General features: G+C 71.0%; 13 protein-coding genes. 9 read left to right on the top strand and 4 right to left on the bottom strand.

Translation table 11 applies throughout. The features are described from left to right. Positions 1–1,456: 1,456 nt before the first annotated feature. From EBN03_RS31465 to EBN03_RS31455, 3 genes are all read left to right on the top strand, one after another. Positions 1,457–2,653, top strand: coding sequence for a S1C family serine protease (locus EBN03_RS31465; protein WP_407671282.1), 1,197 nt, complete (start codon positions 1,457–1,459; stop codon positions 2,651–2,653). Positions 2,654–2,742: 89 nt separating this feature from the next. Next, positions 2,743–3,237 (top strand): MogA/MoaB family molybdenum cofactor biosynthesis protein, encoded by a 495-nt coding sequence (locus EBN03_RS31460; protein ID WP_407671280.1) that lies wholly within the window; start codon positions 2,743–2,745, stop codon positions 3,235–3,237. Positions 3,238–3,250: 13 nt separating this feature from the next. Continuing rightward, on the top strand, positions 3,251–3,496 hold the full coding sequence (locus EBN03_RS31455; RefSeq protein ID WP_122191810.1) for a hypothetical protein: 246 nt from the start codon (positions 3,251–3,253) through the stop codon (positions 3,494–3,496). Between the two features lie 10 nt (positions 3,497–3,506). Here EBN03_RS31455 and mscL read toward each other — a convergent pair whose 3' ends face one another. The 4 genes from mscL to EBN03_RS31435 form a co-directional block, all read right to left on the bottom strand. Next, complete coding sequence (mscL, locus tag EBN03_RS31450; protein ID WP_122191809.1) at positions 3,507–3,917, bottom strand: large conductance mechanosensitive channel protein MscL; 411 nt, start codon at positions 3,915–3,917, stop codon at positions 3,507–3,509. 148 nt (positions 3,918–4,065) lie between these two features. Next, entirely contained in the window at positions 4,066–4,767 is a 702-nt protein-coding gene (locus EBN03_RS31445; RefSeq protein ID WP_122191808.1) for an SAF domain-containing protein, read from the bottom strand. A gap of 134 nt (positions 4,768–4,901) precedes the next feature. Further along, on the bottom strand, positions 4,902–5,198 hold the full coding sequence (locus EBN03_RS31440; protein ID WP_122191807.1) for an FmdB family zinc ribbon protein: 297 nt from the start codon (positions 5,196–5,198) through the stop codon (positions 4,902–4,904). A 206-nt stretch (positions 5,199–5,404) separates the two neighbouring features. Next, entirely contained in the window at positions 5,405–6,049 is a 645-nt protein-coding gene (locus tag EBN03_RS31435) for a 5-formyltetrahydrofolate cyclo-ligase (protein WP_122191806.1), read from the bottom strand. A 244-nt stretch (positions 6,050–6,293) separates the two neighbouring features. On the opposite strand from EBN03_RS31435, the gene EBN03_RS31430 reads away from it, so the two are divergent. The 6 genes from EBN03_RS31430 to EBN03_RS35365 form a co-directional block, all read left to right on the top strand. Continuing rightward, complete coding sequence (locus EBN03_RS31430; RefSeq protein WP_122191805.1) at positions 6,294–7,238, top strand: UTP--glucose-1-phosphate uridylyltransferase; 945 nt, start codon at positions 6,294–6,296, stop codon at positions 7,236–7,238. Positions 7,239–7,302: 64 nt separating this feature from the next. Then, on the top strand, positions 7,303–8,556 hold the full coding sequence (glp, locus tag EBN03_RS31425; RefSeq protein WP_122191804.1) for a molybdotransferase-like divisome protein Glp: 1,254 nt from the start codon (positions 7,303–7,305) through the stop codon (positions 8,554–8,556). A gap of 22 nt (positions 8,557–8,578) precedes the next feature. Beyond that, positions 8,579–9,229: a GNAT family N-acetyltransferase gene (locus EBN03_RS31420; RefSeq protein ID WP_122191842.1), complete on the top strand. Its 651-nt coding sequence runs from the start codon at positions 8,579–8,581 to the stop codon at positions 9,227–9,229. Positions 9,230–9,667: 438 nt separating this feature from the next. After that, a complete protein-coding gene (gene sepX / locus EBN03_RS31415) occupies positions 9,668–10,717 on the top strand; it encodes a divisome protein SepX/GlpR (RefSeq protein ID WP_147471780.1) in 1,050 nt (349 codons plus the stop codon). A gap of 251 nt (positions 10,718–10,968) precedes the next feature. Then, positions 10,969–14,154, top strand: coding sequence for a type I polyketide synthase (locus tag EBN03_RS31410; RefSeq protein ID WP_122191802.1), 3,186 nt, complete (start codon positions 10,969–10,971; stop codon positions 14,152–14,154). Between the two features lie 614 nt (positions 14,155–14,768). Next, the coding region (locus EBN03_RS35365) for a type I polyketide synthase (protein ID WP_147471779.1) at positions 14,769–20,921 on the top strand (6,153 nt) is incomplete at its 3' end.

Genomic DNA, 20,921 nt, shown 5'->3' with positions numbered 1-20,921 from the left:
AGGTGGCCAGGGGATAAGTGGCCAGGGGATAAGTGGCCAGGCAGGTGGCCAGGCCGCGAGTAGCGAGGGCGCAGGTAGTCAGGGCGCGACTGGCCCGGGCGTAGGTGGCCAGGGCGCGAGTGGTCCGGGTGCAGGTGGCCAGGGGATAAGTGGCCCGGCAGGTGGCCAGGCCGCGAGTAGCCAGGGCGCAGGTAGTCAGGGCGTGAGTGGCCAGGGTGCAGGTGGCCAGGGCGCGAGTGGTCCGGGTGCGGGTGGCCAGGGGATAAGCGGCCAGACCGCTGCGGATAGCCAGGCGTCCGCAGGCCGGTCGTCGGCTCCGCAGGGCGTGGCCGGGCAGAGTCCGGCTCCTCGAGGCGTGGCGGACGACCGCAGAGCAGCAGCTCAGAACGGCGGCGCCCAAGGGACGGCTGCGCAGAACGCCGGTGGGCAAGGGGCGGCCGTCCAGAATGCGGGCGCGCAGGGTTCGGCGGCCCAGAACCGGCCCGCGCCGGAGCCCGCACGAACCTCCCCGCCGCAGTACGCCGCAACGCAATCGCAGACACCGCAGGTGAGCGCTGCCCAGCCGGCCGCAAGCGGGCGCGGAACCACGCCGAATTCGCCTGCATCCGAAGGCCGAGCGGCCTCGACCACGCCGCCCCCGGCCGACGACGAATCATCGCACCCCACGGTCGTGGTTCCGGCAGTTACTACGTCGAAGGCGCCGGGAGCCGCTGCGCAAGCGGCAAATTCGCAGCCGTCGGCCGCGACTCCGGCAACCCCGGCCCGCCAGACGTCGGCAGCCGCCTCGGCATCAGCTGGGCAATCCCCGGCGAATTCGAATGCGGCCCAGGACGCCACCGTGAAGTCCCCGGCCGCAGGGGCCGGACGGTCCACCGCGGCAGCGGGTTCGGCGGCCGCGCCGACCGGTTCGGTCGGCGCTGAGGCGAATTCGCAGGGTTCCGCACCCCAGACTTCGGCCGCGCAGACTCCGGACTCCGGAACCCGGGCGCCGCAGGCTCCGGCCACGCCGCCGCACCCGGCTGCGGGCTGGGTGCAGGCGGGATCCGCAGCCGCGGCCCGGTCGGCGCAAAGCGCTGTCGCACAGCAGGCTCCGGCCGCCCAGGCACAACCGGCAGGGGGCGCCCAGGCGCAGTCGGCAGCGAGCGGGCAGGCGCAGTCCGCGGTGGGCGGGCAGGCGCAGTCCGCGGTGGGCGGGCACCTGCAGTCGGCAGCGAGCGGGCACGTGCAGTCCGCAGCGGGCGGGCAGGGACAGTCCGCAGCGGGCGCCCAGGCCCAGCCGGCGGCGGGCGGGCAGGCTGCGGCCGACGCGGCGCACAGCGGCTGGCAGCGTCCTGGTACCGACCAGCCGACCACCCAGATGGGCGGACCCGGCGGATACGCCGGCTGGGGGAACAGCCCCATGGATTCGGCCGCCACCGCGGGCGATTCGGCTGCGGGCGGGGCGAATTCGAACGCGATGGCGCAGACCACGCAGCTGCCGTTGTTTCCCGGTGCCCCGGCCGGGCCGGGACACCCGGGTCAGCCGGAGGCGGCGCCGGTCAAGCGGCGGGGCCGGGCCGGCCTGGCGGCCGCCGCGGTGGTGATCGCGCTGATCGGCGGTGCTGCCGGCGGTGCGGTGGATCACCTGGCCACCGACCACTCCGGCGGTTCGTCCGGCAGTAATGCGCTGAGCGCGCCGCCGGGCAAGACCGGCCCGCTGCCCAATGCTCCGGCCGGCACGGTCACGGCCGTGGCGCAGAAGGTGCTGCCCAGCGTGGTGATGATCCAGGTGCAGGGCCAGCGCGGTGCCGAGGCCGGATCCGGGGTGATCCTCTCGGCGGACGGCCTCATCCTGACCAACAACCACGTCGCCAGCGGCATGGGCGCCAACGCCAAGATGCAGGTCCAGTACAAGGACGGCACCACGACCTCGGCGAGCGTCGTCGGTGTCGACCCCGTCTCGGACCTCGCGGTGATCAAGGCGGACAACAAGTCCGGCCTCACCCCGATCGACCTGGGCACTTCGCAGAACCTGCAGGTCGGCCAGGGCGTGGTGGCGGTCGGCGCCCCGCTGGGCCTGGCCGGCACCGTCACCACCGGTATCGTGTCCGCCCTGAACCGGCCGGTCTCGACCAGCAACGACGCCTCGAACAGCCAGGGCACGGTGATCTCCGCGGTGCAGACCGACGCGCCGATCAACCCGGGTAACTCCGGTGGCGCGCTGGTCGACATGGACGGCAAACTGATCGGGATCAACACTGCCATCGCGACCATGGGCGCCGGTGACACCTCGGGCCAGCAGAGCGGCTCGATCGGGCTCGGTTTCGCGATCCCGATCGACCAGGCTCGCCGGGTCGCCGACCAGCTGATCAAGACCGGGCACGCCACGTACGCCCAGATCGGGATCTCGGTGCGGCAGACCGACGACGTCAACGGCGCGCGAGTGCTCGACGTGATCGCGGACGGTCCGGCGGCGAAGGCCGGCATCCCGGCCGGGTCGATCGTGACCCGGATCGACGATTTCGTCGTGGATTCCGGCAACGGGCTGATCGCCGCCGTGCGATCACACCAGCCGGGTGACAAGGTAACGGTGACCTACACCGACGACAAGGGCCAGAACCCGACCAAGGTCGACGTCGTTCTGGCCGAAGCCGCAGCGGACGGAACGAGATGACACAGAACAAACCTCGCACCCTGACCCTGATGCCCCAGCACACCGGGGGAGCGGCGCCGATGTCAGCGGAGGACGCTACGGTTGGCGGCATGGACATGGATGCCCCCGTCGCGGGCCGAGCACTTGTCGTGGTTGTCGACGACCGGACCGCCCACGGCGGTGTCGACTCGCTGGGCCCGCTCGTGACAGAGCTGCTGACCGAGGCCGGTTTCCTGGTGGATGCCACGGTCTCGGTGTCCAACGACGAGGTCGAGATCCGCAACGCGCTCAACACCGCGGTCATCGGCGGCGTCGACCTGGTGATCTCGGTCGGCGGTACCGGCACGTCGCCGCGTGATGTCACTCCCGAGGCCACCTCGGAGGTCCTGGACCGGGAACTGCCGGGCATCAGCGAGGCCCTGCGCGCCTCGGGCCTGGCGGCCGGCCAGCTGGACGCGGGCCTGTCCCGTGGTCTGGCCGGGGTCTCGGGCAGCACCCTGGTCGTCAATCTGCCGGGCAGCCGCGCCGCAGTCCGCGACGGTATGGCCACCCTCGGCCCGCTCGCCGGTCACGTCATCGACGAGCTGTCCGGTCTCATGGAGTGAGGACCGCTCACTCGTGACTCCCACCGATCCGGCCGCAACCCCCCGCCCCGACGAGGCGGGGGAGCGGTCGGCCGCGGAGAAACCGGCCGCGCGCAAGTCGCCGCGACCGCTGTCGGCCGCCGATGCCGCCCGGCTGGCCGCGGTATTCGGTGATGTCATGCCCAGCACCACCAGCGACGAGCGCGGTCCGGACGGCAGTGCGGGACAATCGGATTCCGACGACTGGCTGCGCCGCCAGGTCCCGCCGCATCACGGCTGACCGACCCGGTTCACCGCCGCATAGACGCGGGTGGTTCCGAACTTCCGTTCCGTTCCAGTAGATCGCGGATCTCGGCGAGGAGTTCGAGCTCGGTCTTCGTCGCCTCGGATACCTTGCCCCACCGGTTTTTCGCGTGGGTATAAGGCATCACCAGGACGAAATACAGCACCGCCGCGATCAGGGCGAAATTGATACAGGCGGTGATGATGTCACCGACCTCCACATAGGTGGCCGGCTTGTCCGACACCAGCCGGAATCCGAGACTGCGATCACCGTTGCCGCCGAATATCGCCAGAAGCGGGTTGACGATGCCGTTGGTGAATGCCGTAACGATCGCGACGAACGCGGTACCCATCACGACCGCGACGGCCAGATCGATGACATTTCCTCGCATGAGGAAGTCCTTGAAACCCTTCAGCATTCATTTCTCCTGTCTCGCGGGCTCGACTGGAACTCGATGAATTACCTGACTGTGGGGCATTGTTCGCCGCGTATGTGAACTATTCCGGATCGTAGTCCAGCTCTCCGCTAACAGTGGGCGAATGTGACGGGATCGGCCCGTCGCCGGATCACCGCAGGGTGACCGTCAGCGCGCTGCGCAACGACCCCGCCGCGACCACCGCCGCCCGGCCGGCGTCGAGCGCCACGAGCACGATCCGATCGCCGGTACCGCGGCTGCCGCCGGGCGGAGTGACCAGCAGGACCACCGCATCGGTCGCCAAAATCCGGGCCGACGCGGCCGGGTCGCCTCGGGACGACGTCCCGGGATCGTCCGCGGCGATGACGTCGACGCGATCACCCGCCCGCAGGACTTCGGCGACCGCACTGTCGGCCGGCCTGATCGGCACGATCCGAGCGTCGGGACCGGCCGCGGCGGCCGCGAGCCGCGGGCCGAGGACACGCAGGTCGGTGAGGATCTCGCCACCACGCACCGGCCCCGACAGCGTCGCGCCCCGGATCGGACCGGGGTCGCGCAGCGCGCCGCCCGGTATCGAGGCCGCGGGCCGGGTGACCGCCCGCACATCGGCGGTGCTCAGCACCGTGCCCGGGGCGAGATCGTGTGCGGCGACCAGCACGCCGGTCGCGTCGGCGCCCGGATCGCCGCGCAGGGCCAGCGTGGCGGCGAAGACCGCCAGTAGCACCGCGGCGATTCGGCGGGCGAAGACGCTGTCGGCCCAGGACGGTCTGCGGTGCAGTAGTGCGGTCCAGCGTGGCTCGCGGCCCAGCCGTGGCCCGCGACCGCCGCTCGCCAGTGCGCGGGAGGAAGTCATGCCCGAAGGCTAGGCGCGCGGAACCGGCCGGCTCGCACGAAAGCCCAGCTCGATTTCGCCCTGTGGACAAGCGAATATCTGTGGATAACCGCTGGCCGCAGGCCTGCGTCGAGCCGGGCGCGAACGGGCCGGAATCAGGCCGCGCTGGTGCTGGAGGTAGTCGACGTGCTCTTGTCGGAGGAGGTGGCGGCCGGAGTCGACGCCGGTGTGCTCGCGGCGGCGGGCTTGGCCGGGTCGCTGGACGTGCTGGAGCCGTTGCGGCTGTCGGTGCGGTAGAAGCCGCTGCCCTTGAACACGATGCCGACCGAGTTGAACAGCTTGCGCAGCTTGCCTTGGCACTTCTCGCAGGTGGTGAGCGCATCGTCCGCGAAGGACTGGACAATGTCGAACTTGTCGCCGCACTGGGTGCACTGATACGAGTAAGTAGGCACAGGAACCTCCACAGTCTCCGTCTGTTAGCACTCTACAGGCGACAGTGCCAGCGGTCCTAATTCCGCCGCAGCGGTATTTCTCACATGTCGGGAACGCGGCGGCCACGCGCACGATTCCCGCCCCGCCTGATCAGGGGTCCGCGGTCGTGCCCGTGCAGTCACGACGCGTCGGCGCCGAATCCGCCGATCGATCCGGCAGTCTCCGGTTACGCCGGTCGGTCCGGTCCCGCCGCCAGCCTCGACAGCCCGCGCCCGGGCGTCAGCGCCCAGCCCATCCGCCGGTCGTGGGCCTCTTCGGGCAGCCGACGCACCACTTCCGCGTCCCGCACGACCGCGACCAAAGGCACCCCGGCTCCCACCGACGGCAGCGTGCGGTCGTAGTACCCGGCGCCCCGCCCGAGCCGGACACCCCGCTCGTCGACCGCCAGCGCCGGAACCAGGATCGCCGCGGCCGTCGCGAGCACGGTCGGCGGCAACTCCGGCCCGTCCGGTTCCAGCAGTCCGTACCGGGCCCGGCGCAGCTCCCGCGGCCCGGTGAACTCGGCCCATCGCAGCGGCCCGGGTGGCCCGGTGACCGGCAGCACCACCCGGGTCCCGGCGGCGAGCAACGCGGTCAGCATGTCGAGTGAACCCGGCTCGCCACCGACCGGCACGTACGCGGCAATTACCGGAGATTCGCCCGATTCACCGGACCGTTGGACGTCGAGCGCGTCGAGGACCCTTGGCATCGCCGCCGCCAGCGCGCTCGCCTCCGCCGCACGGGTCGCGGCGTCCACCGCGGCCCGTGCCGCCAGCAACTCCGCGCGCCACCGCGCCTTGTCCCACGTCGCGAAATCCGTGTCGCTCCCCATCGCCACACGGTAACCAGCCCGTCGATCGAAGCCGTGACCGCCGCATAACCGCCGGTCCGATGGGCACCCAGGTTGGGACGAAGGTGGCGGACGGCGACCGGGACGCTGTGTCGCGACTGTCGTGCGACGGCCGTTGTCGTCGGTTCGGCGCGCTCGATACGGAGGTGACCTCTAGGCTCTCGGGTGGCCGTCCGGCAACGGCGCCGGACCGGCCACAGTAGATCTACGAATAGGGTGTGCCTTCATGACAGCTGACGCCGGAGCGGCCGAGTCGTCCTGCTTCCGTACCGCGGTGGTGCCGGCGGCCGGCTTGGGAACGCGATTTCTGCCCGCGACCAAGACCGTGCCGAAGGAGCTGTTGCCCGTAGTGGACACGCCCGGTATCGAATTGGTGGCCGCGGAGGCCGCCGCGTCGGGCGCCGACCGGCTGATCATCGTGACCTCCCCCGGCAAGGATGGTGTCGTCGCGCACTTCGTCGAGGACCTGGTGCTGGAGGGCACGCTCGAGGAGCGCGGCAAACTGCACCTGCTCGAAAAGGTCCGCAAGGCACCGGCTCTGCTGGACGTCACCTCGGTCGTGCAGGAGGAGCCGCTGGGCCTGGGCCACGCGGTCGCGCAGGCCGAACAGGCGCTCGACGACGACGAGGACGCGATCGCGGTCCTGCTGCCCGACGACCTGGTGCTGCCCAACGGTGTGCTCGAGGTGATGAACCGGGTGCGCCGCAAGCGCGGTGGCTCGGTGCTGTGCGCGATCGACGTGCCCAAGGAGCAGGTCAGCGCCTACGGCGTCTTCGATGTGGAGACCGTGCCGGATGCCGTGAACCCCAACGTGATGAAGGTTCGCGGCATGGTGGAGAAGCCGGATCTGGCCGACGCGCCCTCGACCTACGCCGCCGCCGGCCGCTACCTGCTGGACCGCGCGATCTTCGACGCGCTGCGCCGGATCGAGCCGGGCCAGGGTGGCGAACTGCAGCTCACCGACGCCATCGCACTGCTCATCGACGAGGGACATCCGGTTCATGTTGTCGTCCACCGTGGGTCGCGCCACGATCTGGGCAACCCGGGCGGTTATCTTCGAGCAGCGGTCGATTTCGCGTTGGAGCGGGAAGAGTACGGCCCGGCACTGCGCGAGTGGCTGGAGCAGCGTCTTGCTCCGGACTGGAATCCGCAGCTGACCGCGACGGTGTGACCGTGAGGTCGCGATCCGCCACGCGGATCCGACCGATCGGTGAGGACAGAAGGGGATTGGCCGCATGCGCTCGGTGGAGGATCAGCAGATCAAGGTGACCGCCGCGGCGGTCGCCCCGCGCCCGGTTCGCGTCGCGATCGCCGAGGCGCAAGGTCTGCTCTGTGCCGAGGACGTCGTCACCGAGCTGCCGCTGCCCGGCTTCGATCAGGCGGCGATCGACGGATACGCCGTGCGCAGTGTCGATGTGGCCGCGGCCGGCACCGATCTGCGCGACGGTGAAGGCAAGCTCGTCGACCTGACGCTGCCGGTGGTAGGTGAGGTCGCCGCGGGTTCCCGGCAGCCGATCCGCTTGCAGCCCAGGCAGACCGTTCGGGTGGACACCGGCGCGCCGCTGCCCACGCTCGCGGACGCGGTGCTGCCGCTGGAGTTCACCGACGGCGGCCGCGCCCGGATCAAGGTGTACGAGCCGGTGCGTTCCGGCGACTATGTGCGCCGGATCGGCGACGACGTGCAACCCGGCGACATCGCGGTGCGGGCGGGCACCATCATCGGCGCCGCCCAGGTCGGCCTGCTGGCGGCGGTCGGCCGGGACAAGGTGCTGGTGCATCCGCGGCCGCGGCTGTCGGTGATCTCCATCGGCGGTGAGCTGGTGGACATCGACCGCAAGCCGGGTCCGGGCCAGGTCTTCGACGTCAATTCCTACGCGCTGGCCGCCGCCGCCCGCGACGCGGGCGCCGATGTGAACCGGGTCGGCATCGTGAGCGGTGACCCGAAGGCGCTGCGGGATGTGGTGGAGGGCCAGCTGGTTCGCTCCGAAGTGGTCGTGATCGCCGGTGCCGCCGGTGGTGCGGCCTGTGAGCAGATCAAGGAGGCGCTGTCGGGCCTGGGCGAACTCGAGGTCGACCGGATCGCCATGCATCCCGGATCGGTGCAGGGTTTCGGCCGGCTCGGCCGTGACGAGGTGCCGACCTTCCTGCTGCCCTCGAATCCGGTGGGCGCCCTGGTGGTCTTCGAGGTCATGGTGCGGCCGCTGATCCGGATCGCACTGGGCCGCCGGCATCCGATGCGCCGGATCGTGCAGGCCCGCACCATCATGCCGGTGGTATCCATGCCCGGCCGCCGCGGATATCTACGCGCGCAACTGATGCGTGACGAGCAGACCGGTGAGCTGCTGGTGCAGCCGCTGGGCGCCAACGGTTCCGCGCACCTGCTGTCCACGCTCGCGGAGGCGAACAGCCTGATCGTGGTGGATCCGGAGGTCACCGAGGTGCGCACGGGCGACGAGGTCCAGGTCGCCTTCCTGGCCCAGCGCGGCTGAGGGTCGGCTCGAATACATGGATATGAACGTCTTTCGCGCTGCGCAACACCCGGGCTGGCCGGCGCATCTGGGTCCGGTGCGGGTCCCGGCGGGCCGGGTCTCGTTACGTCCCATCCGGTTACGGGACGCTTCGGTGTGGTCCCGGATCCGGATCCGCGACCGTGCGCATCTGGAACCGTGGGAGCCGACCGGCCGCGGGTCGTGGGAGGCGCGTAACCACACCTCGAACTGGCCGGCGCTGTGGTCGTCGCTCAAGGCCGAGGCGCGCCGGGGCGCGATGATTCCGCTGGTGATCGAGCTGGACGGGAATTTCGCCGGCCAGTTGACGATCGGCAATATCGTGCGGGGCGCACTGCGTTCGGGCTGGATCGGGTATTGGGTGGCCAAGGACGCGGGCGGGCAGGGCGTCGCGACGGCGGCGCTCGCGCTCGGGCTCGACCACTGTTTCGGCGCGGTGGGTCTGCACCGGGTGGAGGCCACGGTGCGGCCGGAGAATCTGGCCAGCCGGGCGGTGCTCGCCAAGGTCGGTTTCCGGGAGGAAGGCCTGTTGCGTCGCTATCTGGATGTGGACGGCGGGTGGCGTGACCACCAGCTCGTCGCACTCACCACCGAGGATCTCCAAAGCTCGGTAGTGGAGCGCTTGATTCGGGCGGGCCGCGTAACATTGCCCTGAACCAGAACGGTTTTGGAGTAGACGGAGCAGACCCCAGCGCCGTTCTGCAGTGCCGGTGGCAGTGTCGCGCTGTGACAGATGTTTCCGGTGTGTCTTCGGGTTATTCCTGTGACCGAGGGTTAGCCTGTGGGGGACGGTGGTATCTCGTGGTATCGCCGGAGAGGAGGCGGGGACGGAGGTGCGAGCACAATGCCCAATTCGGTCTTGTGGATCGGTCTGGTCGTGTTGTGGATCTTCGTTCTCTTCCCCATGCTCACGAATCGGCATCCGCGCGTGCGGCGTACGACCGATGCCGCGCAGGCAACCCGGGTGTTGCACCGTGGCGGTACCGGAAGACGTACCAGGACAGGGCCCGCGGCAGGCCACGACACCGATCCGGATTGGGTGCCGACCCGCACGCGACGACCAACTCAGCACGGCGAGGATGCGGAGGTCGCGATGACCACGACGGCTGGTGAGTCCGTCACGGCGGAGGACCGGACCGACACCGAGGCGAACGAGGCGGCGGGCGAAGCGGATCGGCGGGCGTTGACGACCGGTCGCTCCCGGGTTGCCGCGGCTGATACCACCGCCGAATCGGCCGTCCTCGCCGCGGATCCCGCGTCGGTGGCCCTCGCGGACGACGCGACCGAAGCCGAAGCATCCGGCGGCGCAACGGATCCGGAGACCGCCGAGTCCGATATCGAGGCCGGGTCCGACGACGAGACCGCCGCGGCCGAACTCGACGCCGAAGCCGAAGGTGAGCTCGAGGACGACGCTCCCGACGAGCTCGAGGACAGCGAACTCGACTCGGCCGAAGACGAATTCGACGACGAGGCAGCCGAGGACGACGATCTCGAAGCCGGTGAGGAACGCGACTACGCCGAATCCGATGCCGCGGCCGAGGAGCAGTCGGCCGCCGAGACCGGTGGCGGGCGGTTCCGGCGGAACCGTAAGCGCCGCTTGCCGGTACGCGCTTCCGATGCCGCAGTCGAGGACGAAACCGCCTCCGAGGAAGACGATTTCGTGCCGAGCCGGCGCGGCCGCGGCGGCTTCGACCCGCAGGCCGACGCGGTGGCGCGCGCGGCCCGGTACGAGCACCGGCAGCGCGCGGCGCTCGGCCTGCTGCTGAGCTCGCTGCTGTTGGGTGCCGGTGGTGTGGTGTTCACGCCGATGCTGTGGTCGGCCTGTGCGCTGAGCGTGCTCGCCCTGATCGTCTACATGGTGCATCTGCGCCGGCAGGTCCGGATCGAGGCCGAGATCCGGCGGCGACGCGCGGCGCGCCTGTCGCGGAACCGCGTGGGCGACACCGACGCCGAGGGCCGCGATCGCCGTCGTGAGCCGCTGGACCCGGATTCCGCTCGGGCGCTGCGCCGCCGGGCCGTGGTCCTGGACACCGACGACGAGGACCCCGTGTTCGAGCAGCTCGAGCCCTTCGCGGCGGCGACCGCGCGTGCGGTCCGCAACCGGGCCGCGGGTCGCGAAGTGCGGCGGGCCGCCGGCGAGTAGTCGAACGGCCCGCCGATCGGCGAAAACCCGCTGCCCCCAAGCGGTATCGCGGACTTCGCCGTGCGCACCGGCCGAATCCCCTGTTAGGGTCGAGCTCGACGTTTCGAGTCGGGTGGGCACCGTGGGACCACTGCGCGCGGGCCGGATGCACCGGTTGTCGAGACCCGTACAGGCGTGGCCGGCACGGTCCGGCGGTTCGCGTCGTACCCGGGGAGCCCGCAGCGCTCGGCAGGCCACCGACAAGGACTCCGATGACCCGTGATGTGCCCTCCAGCTCCGACCGATACAGCCCGGCCGGGGAGCCCGACGCGGTAGCGATCGTCGGAATGTCGTGCCGGGTTCCCGGGGTGGGCTCGCCCGCGGAACTCTGGGAACTCGTGCTCGCCGGCCGCGACACGATCGCCGAGATCCCGCCGAGCCGGTTCACCATGCCGGGTGCGGCATCGGCCGCGGAACGGTACGACCTGCCGCCGGGCTCCTACTTCGCCGAGCCGCACGCCTTCGACCACGACTTCTTCGGGATCGAGGCCGCCGAGGCAGCGGCGATGGATCCCCATCAGCGGCTCACCCTGGAGTTGGCCTGGGAAGCGTTCGAAGCGGCCGACATCCGGGTGTCGACCGTGGCGGACAGCGCGACCGGGGTATTCGTCGGGGCGATCAGCAACGATTTCCCGATCGCCGCGGCCCGGCTGGACGAGGCGTCGTCCGGTCAAGCCCTGACCGGCCTGAACCGCGGCCTGATCGCCAACCGGGTCTCCCATCTGCTGGGCCTGCGCGGTCCCAGTTTCGTCGTGGATTCCGGCCAGTCCTCCTCGCTGGTCGCGGTGCACCTGGCCTGCCGCAGCCTGCTCTCGGGCGAGAGCGAGCTGGCGTTGGCGGGCGGCGTCCACCTCAATCTCGCTCTCGACTCCACGCTGGGCATCCAGCGGCTGGGCGCGCTGTCGCCGGAGGGGCGCTGCTACGCCTTCGACGCGCGGGCGGACGGATTCGCCCGCGGGGAGGGCGGCGGGCTGGTGCTGCTGAAACCGCTGTCCCGGGCGGTGGCGGACGGCAACCGGATCCACGCGATCATCCGTGGCAGCGGCGTCAACAGCGATGGCCGGACCGGCACCCTGACCACGCCGAGCGCCGTGGCACAGGCGGCGCTGGTGCGCGACACCCAGGCTCGGGCGGGGGTGACGCCGGCCGAGATCGGCTACGTCGAATTGCACGGCACCGGTACCCGGGTCGGCGACCCGGTCGAGGCCGCGGCACTGGCCGAGGTGTTCGGGCCCGGCCGGACGGCGGGACGGCCGGTGCCGGTCGGGTCGGTGAAGACCAACATCGGTCATCTCGAGGGCGCCGCCGGCATCCTGGGGTTGATCAAGGCCGTGCTGTCGGTCGAGCGGAACGTGCTCGCGCCCAGCCGGAACTTCCACGAGCTCAATCCGGACCTGGCCGCCGCGGCGGACGTGCTGCGCGTGGGGGTCGAGGCGGCGCCCTGGCCCGCCGGCGGCCCCAGGGTCGCGGGAGTGAGCAGTTTCGGCATCGGCGGCACGAATTGTCATGTGGTCGTGGGGGAGTTCGCCGGAACCGCCGGATCCGAGCCCGCTGAGCCGGTTCCGAACGAGTCGCCGGCCGTGTGGGTGGTGTCCGCCCGGTCGGACACCGTGCTGCGGGATCAGGCGGCGCGGCTGTACGACCGGCTGCGTGATCGGCCCGACGCGTCGCTGGGCGATGTCGCGCAGAGTTTGCTCCAGGCCCGCGACGTGCACCCACACCGGGCGGTGATCATCGGGTCCTCGTTCGAGGAGAACCTCGACGGCCTGCGCAGCATCGCGCGCGGAATCCCGGTCGACAACGTCGAATTCGGTACCGCCGCCGCGTTCGAGTCCGGCCCGGTCTTCGTGTTCCCCGGTCAGGGTGGGCAGTGGGCCGCGATGGGCCGCGACCTCTGGGAGACCGAACCGGTGTTTCGCGAGGTGATCACCGACTGTGACCGGGAACTGCGCCCGTACGTGGACTGGTCGCTGGTCGAGGTGCTGTGCGGGCCGGAGGCGGACTCCGAGCGGGTCGACATCGTGCAGCCGGCCCTGTTCGCCATGATGGTGGGACTGGCCCGGGTCTGGATGTCGTGGGGTGTGCGGCCGGCCGCGGTGATCGGGCACTCGCAGGGCGAGGTGGCCGCGGCACACGTCGCGGGTCATCTGAGTCTCGCGGATGCGGTGCGGGTCATCTGTGCGCGCGCGTCCCGCCTGGGGGGCTTGCGGCCGGGACAGATGGTCTGGGTGGAGGCTCCCGCGGAGACTGCGACCGAGTATCTGGCCGGGACCGCGGTCGCGGTGGCCGCGATCAACGGGCCCCGCCAGACCGTGATCAGTGGTGAGATCGCCGAGTTGGAACCGGTTTTGGCGCGCTTGCGGGCCGACGGCTTCCGGGTCCGCCCGGTCCGGGTGTCCCGGGCCTCGCACAGTCCGGTCCTCGACGAGATCGAGGACGCGCTGCGGTCGGATATGCGTCCGGTGGTGCCGCGCCGCGGTGCCGTCCCGATGTTCTCGACCCTGCTGGGTGCGTGGGTGGACGGTGCCGAGCTCGACGGCGACTACTGGTACCGGAATATCCGGCAGCCGGTGCTGTTCGGCCCGAGCATCGTGGAGCTGGTGCGGGTGGGGCACGGTCAATTCGTCGAGGTCGCACCGCATCCGGTGCTGGGTGCCGCGATCTCCGATGTGCTGGCGGGCACCGACCGGCCGACGGTGCTGGCCGGTTCGCTGTCCCGTGACCACGGTGATCGGCGGGAGCTGCTGACCTCGGCCGCACGATTCTTCGCCGGAGGCGGTGCCGTCGACTGGCTGCACGGCCCGCTGCGCGGTCCGGCCGCGCGCCGAATCGAGTTGCCCACCTACGCTTTCCGGCACCACCTGCTGTGGCCGCACACCGTGGGTGGCGCGGACGGTGACGCGGCGGAGTGGACCGTGGACGAACTCGAACGGCTGATCGTCTCCTATGCGGTCGCGGTGCTGGGGGATGCGGACGCGGCAGGGTTCTCCGCGACCGACACCTTCAAGGCCATGGGTCTGGGCTCGGCGCAGACGGTGAACCTGCTGGCGCGGCTCGGTGCGGTGGTCGGCGTGAAACTGGCCGCTAGTGACGCTTTCGATCACCCCACCCCGGCCGAACTCGCCATCCATATCCGGACGCGATTCCGGGCCGTGCCGACGCCGGCCGACAGTCTGGATACCGAGCTGGCGGATCTGACCCGTCGGATTCGGAATGCGGCAGGTGACCGCGGCGCCCGGACGCGAATTACCGGATGGTTGCGGGCATTGGCGTCGGAATACGGCGCGGGGGACGATTCGACCGCGAATTTCGACGTGGTTGCGGCTTCGGAGGACGAACTGCTGGATTTCATCGACAGCGAACTGCGCGGCGACGCACCCGGAGCCCGCTTCGATTGATCGTCGGCGAGACGATGCCGCCGCGCCGGCATCACACGGGGTCGGAGTGGGCGCGGGTACCACCAGTCCGGGCTTCGATTCGTGATGTCCGCAATCGGACCGGAGCTGCATGTGCGACAACGACTTCGGTGTGACATGTCTCGAGTTCGACACCGGCGCAAGGCCTTCGGGACCTGGCGGTTCGGTGGTATACCGACCGGCCGGTCGACCGTCCGGGGCGGCGGTGTGGTGTCTCACCTGCGCCCTTCTGGTTTAGACATGATCTTGTTGTCGGTTGAAGTGACAGCTGCCGGTTGTTGGACTAGCCTCCCATTCGGGAGGATTTACGAGGAGGCTGGATCACTGTGAGGCAACGCCATTCACCTGACGATCGAGTCCTCGTGCCGTCCGGGCGTATCACCGCCGTCGGGCCTCCCTGTTTCAGTGACGGCGCAGCCGCCGGAGTGCCGCTGGCCGAGTAATCGGCGATAGCGCCCACGTAAATCCTGTGCGTATCCGTCCGGCCGGCGAGCATCCTGCAGCCGGTCGTGATCTGTCGTGTCTTCGTACACCCCGGATTTGCCTGTGGCCCGAATCTTCTGCGGTTGTTCACGAAAGTTTGTAGCGGGGTTTCCATGACGACGAGCAATGCCAGATCTCTCGAGACACTGCGGTGGATGACGGGCGAACTGCAGCGGTCCCGGTCGAGAGTCAAGGAACTCGAGAGTCGCTGGAACGAGCCGATCGCCATCGTGGGCATGAGCTGCCGCCTCCCGGGCGAGGTGAACTCGCCGGACGACCTCTGGTCGAAGGTCGTCGAGGGTGCGAATCTCGTGGTCGACTTCCCCGTCGATCGCGGCTGGAACCTCGACGAGCTGCCGGGGCCCGACGACCCGGAACCGAGCCCCCGGCGGGGCGGATTCCTCTCTGGAGCAGCGCAATTCGACGCGGACTTCTTCGGGATCTCGCCGCGGGAAGCCCTCGCGACCGACCCCCAGCAGCGACTCCTGCTGGAAGGAGTCTGGGAGGCGCTGGAGCGGGCGCAGCTGGACCCGAAGGCCCTGCGCGGCAGCCGGACCGGGGTATTCGCCGGTCTCTACGACCAATCCTACGGTGGCGGGCTCGGGGGCCGTGACCGCAGCCTGGACGGATTCCGGCTGACCGGAACCACCAACAGTGTCGCCTCGGGGCGGATCGCCTACACCTTCGGCTGGACCGGTCCCGCGATCTCGATCGACACCGCGTGCTCGTCCAGCCTGGTCGCCCTGCACCTGGCCTGCCGGTCGCTGCGCGCGGACGAATGCGATCTGGCCGTCGTCGGTGGCGTCACGGTGATGGCGACGCCCGCGATGTTCGTGGAGTTCGCCCGGCAACAGGGCCTGGCCCCGGACGGGTTGTGCAAACCGTTCGCCGAGGCCGCCGACGGGACCGGGTGGTCCGAGGGTGTCGGTGTCCTGGTGGTCGAAACCCTCTCGCGGGCAGAGCGTCTCGGTCACCAGGTGCTGGCGGTCGTGCGCGGGTCGGCCGTGAACCAGGACGGTGCCTCCAACGGCCTCACCGCCCCGAACGGCCTCGCGCAGCAGCGGGTGATCCGAGCCGCGCTGGCCGATGCCGGACTGGCTGCCACCGAGATCGATGCCGTGGAGGCCCACGGCACGGGCACCACGCTGGGCGATCCGATCGAGGCGCAGGCGCTGCTGGCGACCTACGGCCAGGATCGGCCGGCGGACCGGCCGCTGTGGCTGGGTTCGCTGAAGTCGAATATCGGGCATACCCAGGCCGCCGCGGGTGTGGCGGGTGTGATCAAGATGGTGCAGGCGATGCGCCACGGTGTCATGCCGCGGACGCTGCACGTGGACGAGCCGTCCTCCCATGTGGATTGGGACAGCGGCGCGGTGGAGCTGCTCACCGAGCAACGCGCCTGGGACACCGACGGAGACCGCCCCCGCCGGGCCGGTGTGTCCTCCTTCGGTATCAGCGGTACCAACGCGCACGTGATCCTCGAAGCGGCCCCGGTGCCGCCGGTACCCGAGACACCGCCCGCCGCGGCCGGACCCGCCGACGGCGGGTCGATCGCGCACCTGCCGCTGCTGGTGTCGGCCCGCAGCGAGAGCGCGGTGCGGGCGCAGGCCGCGGTGCTGCGGCAGTGGCTGATCGAGCGCCCGGACACCGACCCGCGGGACGTCGCCTATTCGCTGCTCACCACCCGCACCCGGCACGAATGGTCGGCCTGGGTTCCCAGCGGTGATCGCGACGCGGTGATCGCGGGGCTGGATGGTCTGGCCACGGGCCGCGAGCCGGGTGCGCCCGCTCGGAGTTCGATGCGGACGGCCGGCCGGCTCGCGCTGGTGTTCCCCGGTCAGGGGGCGCAGTACGCGGGCATGGGTCATGAACTGTCCGAGGCGTTTCCGGCGTTCGCGGCAGCGTTCGACGAGGCATTGTCCCTGCTGGACGGCCATTTCGGCCAGTCGGTGCGGGAGGTGTTGTGGGGCAGTGACGATGCGTCGGCCGACAACACGATGTTCGCGCAGGCGGGGCTGTTTGCGGTCGGTGTCGGTGTGTATCACCTGTTGGAGTCGTGGGGTGTGACTCCGGATGTGGTGGCGGGGCATTCGATCGGTGAGATCGGCGCCGCCTACGCGGCCGGTGTGCTGTCGCTCGCTGATGCCGCCGCACTGGTGGCGGCGCGCGGGCGGTTGATGGCGGCGTTGCCGGCGGGTGGCGCGATGGTTGCGGTCGCGGCGGACGAGGAAGCTGTCCGGGAGGTGCTGCGCGACCTCGGATCCGACGTTGCCGTCGCCGCGGTGAACGGGCCACGGGCGGTGGTGATCTCGGGTGCGCAGGAGGCGGTCGAGGCGGCCGCGGAGCGGCTCCGGTCCGAAGGGCACCGCGCGAGCCGGCTCCGGGTGTCCCACGCCTTCCATTCGCCGGCCATGGAGCCGATGCTGGCCGAGTTCGGCGCGATCGCCGGCGGGCTCACCTTCGGTGAGCCACGGATTCCGTTGGTATCGAACCTGACCGGTGAACTCGCCGGGCCCGAGGTACGCACGGCCGAGTACTGGGTCCGGCACGTCCGGGAGACGGTCCGCTTCTCCGCCGGTGTGCGGTCGCTGCGGGCCGCCGGTGCGGGCACCTTCGTGGTGGCGGGTCCCGACGGTGGTATGAGTGCGCTGATCGCGGAGAACCTGGACGCGGGAACGGAATCCACTGCGGCGCTGGTGGTTTCGATGCTCCGGAAGCCCCGGGCGGCCGGTCCCGCGCGCAGCGAGGCCGAGACGGCCTTGCGGGCCGCGGGCGAGTTGTCCGCCGGCGTGCCGGTGGATTGGTCCGCGCTGTGGCCCACCGGCACACCGCGCCGGGTGGAACTGCCGACCTACGCCTTCCAGCACCGCCGCTACTGGGTGAACAGCGTGGCCGACGCGGCGGACGCCGAGTCGGCACCGAGCCGCCTGCACGCCGTGCGCTGGTCGCCGGTGCCGCCCGTCGCGGAACCCGGCGCGGTCGAGATCGGGGACTGGGCAACGCTCGCCGAGCGGGAGCCGGCACCGGAGGCCGTGGTCCTGGACTGCCGCGATCACGAATCCGCACCGGACGTGCCCGCGGTGCTGCGTACCGCGACGCATCGGGTGCTCGAGGTGCTGCAACAGTTCTCGGCGCAGGAGCGGTACGCGGGCAGCCGGCTCGTGGTGGCGACCCGCGGTGCCGTCGCGGTGCCCGGTGAGACGATCGCCGACGCGCCGGGCGCGGCGCTGTGGGGTCTGGTGCGGTCGGCCCAGCTCGAGGCGCCCGGCCGGATCGTCCTGCTGGACACCGATATCGAGGGCGATCTCACCGCCGAGCACCTGGCCGTGGTGCTGGGGACCGGCGAATCGCAGCTGGCGCAGCGCGGTGGCGAGCTGTACCACCCGCGGGTGACCCGGCTGCCGGAGACCGCGGCCGACGCCACCCTTTGGACACGGGTGGCGGCGGGGACCGTGGTGCTCACCGGCGGCACCGGCGGCCTGGGTGCGCTGCTGGCCCGCCATCTGGCCGGTACGCACCGCGTCCGGTCCCTGGTGCTGGGCAGCCGGAGCGGACTCGCCGCGCCGGGCGCCGCGGCATTGGTCGCGGACCTGGCCGCACTCGGTGCTCGAGCGCACGTGGTGGCCTGCGACGTCTCGACGCGGGAAGGTGTCGCGCGGCTGCTGGCGGCAGTGCCCGCCGAGTACCCGGTCTCGGGGATCGTGCACGCCGCCGGTGTCCTGGACGACGGCGTGTTCACCGAGCTCACCCCGGCGCGACTGGACGGTGTGCTGGCCGCGAAGGCGGACGCGGCCTGGTATCTGCACGAGGCCGCCGCGGAGCTGGATCCGGCCGTCTTCGTGCTCTTCTCGTCGATCACCGGCACGCTGGGAGCCGCCGGTCAGGCCAATTATGCCGCGGCCAACGGATTCCTCGACGGGCTGGCCGGGCAACGCCGGGCCGCCGGCCTGCCCGCGACCTCGATCGCCTGGGGGATCTGGGCGGCATCGACCGGGATGACCAGCCACCTGGGTGCGGCCGACGCGGCCCGGTGGCGGCGTCTCGGCCTGCCGGGGCTGGCGAGCGAGCAGGGCTTGGCCCTGCTGGATCTCGCGGTCGCGTCCGACCGTGCCGCGGTGCTGGGGGTGCGCTTCGACACCGCGGCGCTGGCCGTCCAGGCGCGACTGGGCACCCTGGCGCCGATGCTGCGCGAGCTGACACCCGCGGTCGTACCGGACGCGGTCACCGGCGTTGTGGCCGAACGGGTTCCGCCCGTACGACAGCTGGAACCGCTGCTCGAGCTGGTGCGCGCGCAGATCGCCGCTGTGCTGGGACACGACGACACCGAGGCAGTCGCCGCGGACCGGAACTTCGCGGAGCTCGGGTTCGACTCGCTGCTCGCGGTCGAGGTGCGCAATCGGTTGAGCGCCGCGACCGGCCTCGTCGTGCCCACCACGCTGATCTACGACCGGCCCACCCCGCGGGCAGTCGCGGAGTACCTGCTGGTGCAACTCGGCGGCGACGTGGCCGAGAAGTCCACGGTCGCAGCGGTTCGCACCGATCTCGACGACCCGGTGGTGATCGTCGGAATGGGCTGCCGGTATCCCGGTGGCGTCTCGTCGCCCGGCGAACTGTGGGATCTGGTGCGCGACGGCCGCGACGGCATCGTGGACTTCCCGGCCGACCGCGGCTGGGATCTGGATACGCTGTTCGACCCGGATCCCGCGGCCGCCGGCAAGTCGTACGTCCGTCGCGGTGGATTCCTGCCGGACGCAGGCGATTTCGATGCCGCGTTCTTCGGGATCAGCCCGCGCGAGGCGTCGGCCACCGACCCGCAGCAGCGACTGCTGCTCGAAACGGTCTGGGAGGCACTGGAGGACGCGGGCATCGACCCGATGACGCTGCGCGGCAGCGACACCGGTGTGTACCTGGGCATCTCGGATCAACACTACAGCGGGGCAGCCGGTTTCGAGATCACCGGAACCAGCACCGCGGTCGCCTCCGGCCGGGTGTCGTATGTGCTCGGACTGGAAGGCCCAGCGGTATCGGTGGATACCGCGTGTTCGTCGAGTCTGGTGGCACTGCACCAGGCTGCGGCCGCGGTGCGCGGCGGTGAGTGTGGACTGGCGCTGGTCGGCGGTGTCACGGTGTTGACGACGCCCGCGAATTTCGTCGCCTTCTCCCGGCAGCGTGGGCTCGCGCCCGACGGGCGATGCAAGGCGTTCGCGGCCGCGGCCGACGGTACCGGCTGGTCCGAGGGCGTCGGGGTGCTGGCGATCGAACGGCTCTCGCGCGCACGGCAGCTGGGCCATCGGGTGCTGGCTGTCGTGCGTGGGAGCGCGATCAATCAGGACGGCGCGTCGAACGGGCTGAGCGCGCCGAACGGTCCGTCGCAGGAGCGGGTGATCCGGCAGGCCCTGGCCAACGCCGGACTGACGGGCTCCGAGGTCGATGTCGTCGAAGCCCACGGCACGGGAACGGCGTTGGGCGATCCGATCGAGGCGCAGGCGCTGCTGGCGACCTACGGCCAGGATCGGCCGGCGGACCGGCCGCTGTGGCTGGGTTCGCTGAAGTCGAATATCGGGCATACCCAGGCCGCCGCGGGTGTGGCGGGTGTGATCAAGATGGTGCAGGCGATGCGCCACGGTGTCATGCCGCGGACGCTGCTCGTCGACGAGCCCTCCACGCATGTCGATTGGGACAGCGGCGCGGTGGAGCTGCTCACCGAGCAGCGCACCTGGGAGAGCCCGGGTCATCCACGGCGCGCGGGTATTTCGGCCTTCGGCATCTCGGGGACGAATGCCCACGTCATCGTCGAGGAGGCGCCGGAGCCGGCCGCCGAACCCGCGGCCGGTCCCGGCGACGGGATCGCCGCGGTGCCGTGGGTGCTGTCCGCGCGGAGCCCGGAAGCGTTGCTGGCGCAGGCTTCCCGGCTGGCGGCAGTCGTGTCCCAGCAGCCCGGCATCGACATCTCGGCTGTGGCCTGGTCCCTCGTGTCGAGCCGGGCGCGACTCGAGCACCGTGCGGTGGTCGTCGGCGGTGACCGGGACGCACTGCTGGCGGGTGTGAACGCACTGGCCGCAGGCCGCGACGCCACCTCGCTGGTGCGCGGTACGGCGCGCGCCGGAGGCCGGGTCGCCCTGGTGTTCCCGGGGCAGGGTGCGCAGTGGGCCGGGATGGGCCGCGAATTGCACAGGGAGTTCCCGGTGTTCGCGGCGGCGTTCGACGAGGCCGTGGACCTGCTGGAGCGGGCGTTGGATCGTCCGGTGCGGGATGTGTTGTGGGGC

It is taken from the genome of Nocardia stercoris, assembly GCF_003696265.1.
Lineage (GTDB): Bacteria > Actinomycetota > Actinomycetes > Mycobacteriales > Mycobacteriaceae > Nocardia > Nocardia stercoris.
This window is presented reverse-complemented; position numbering and strand designations above follow the sequence as displayed.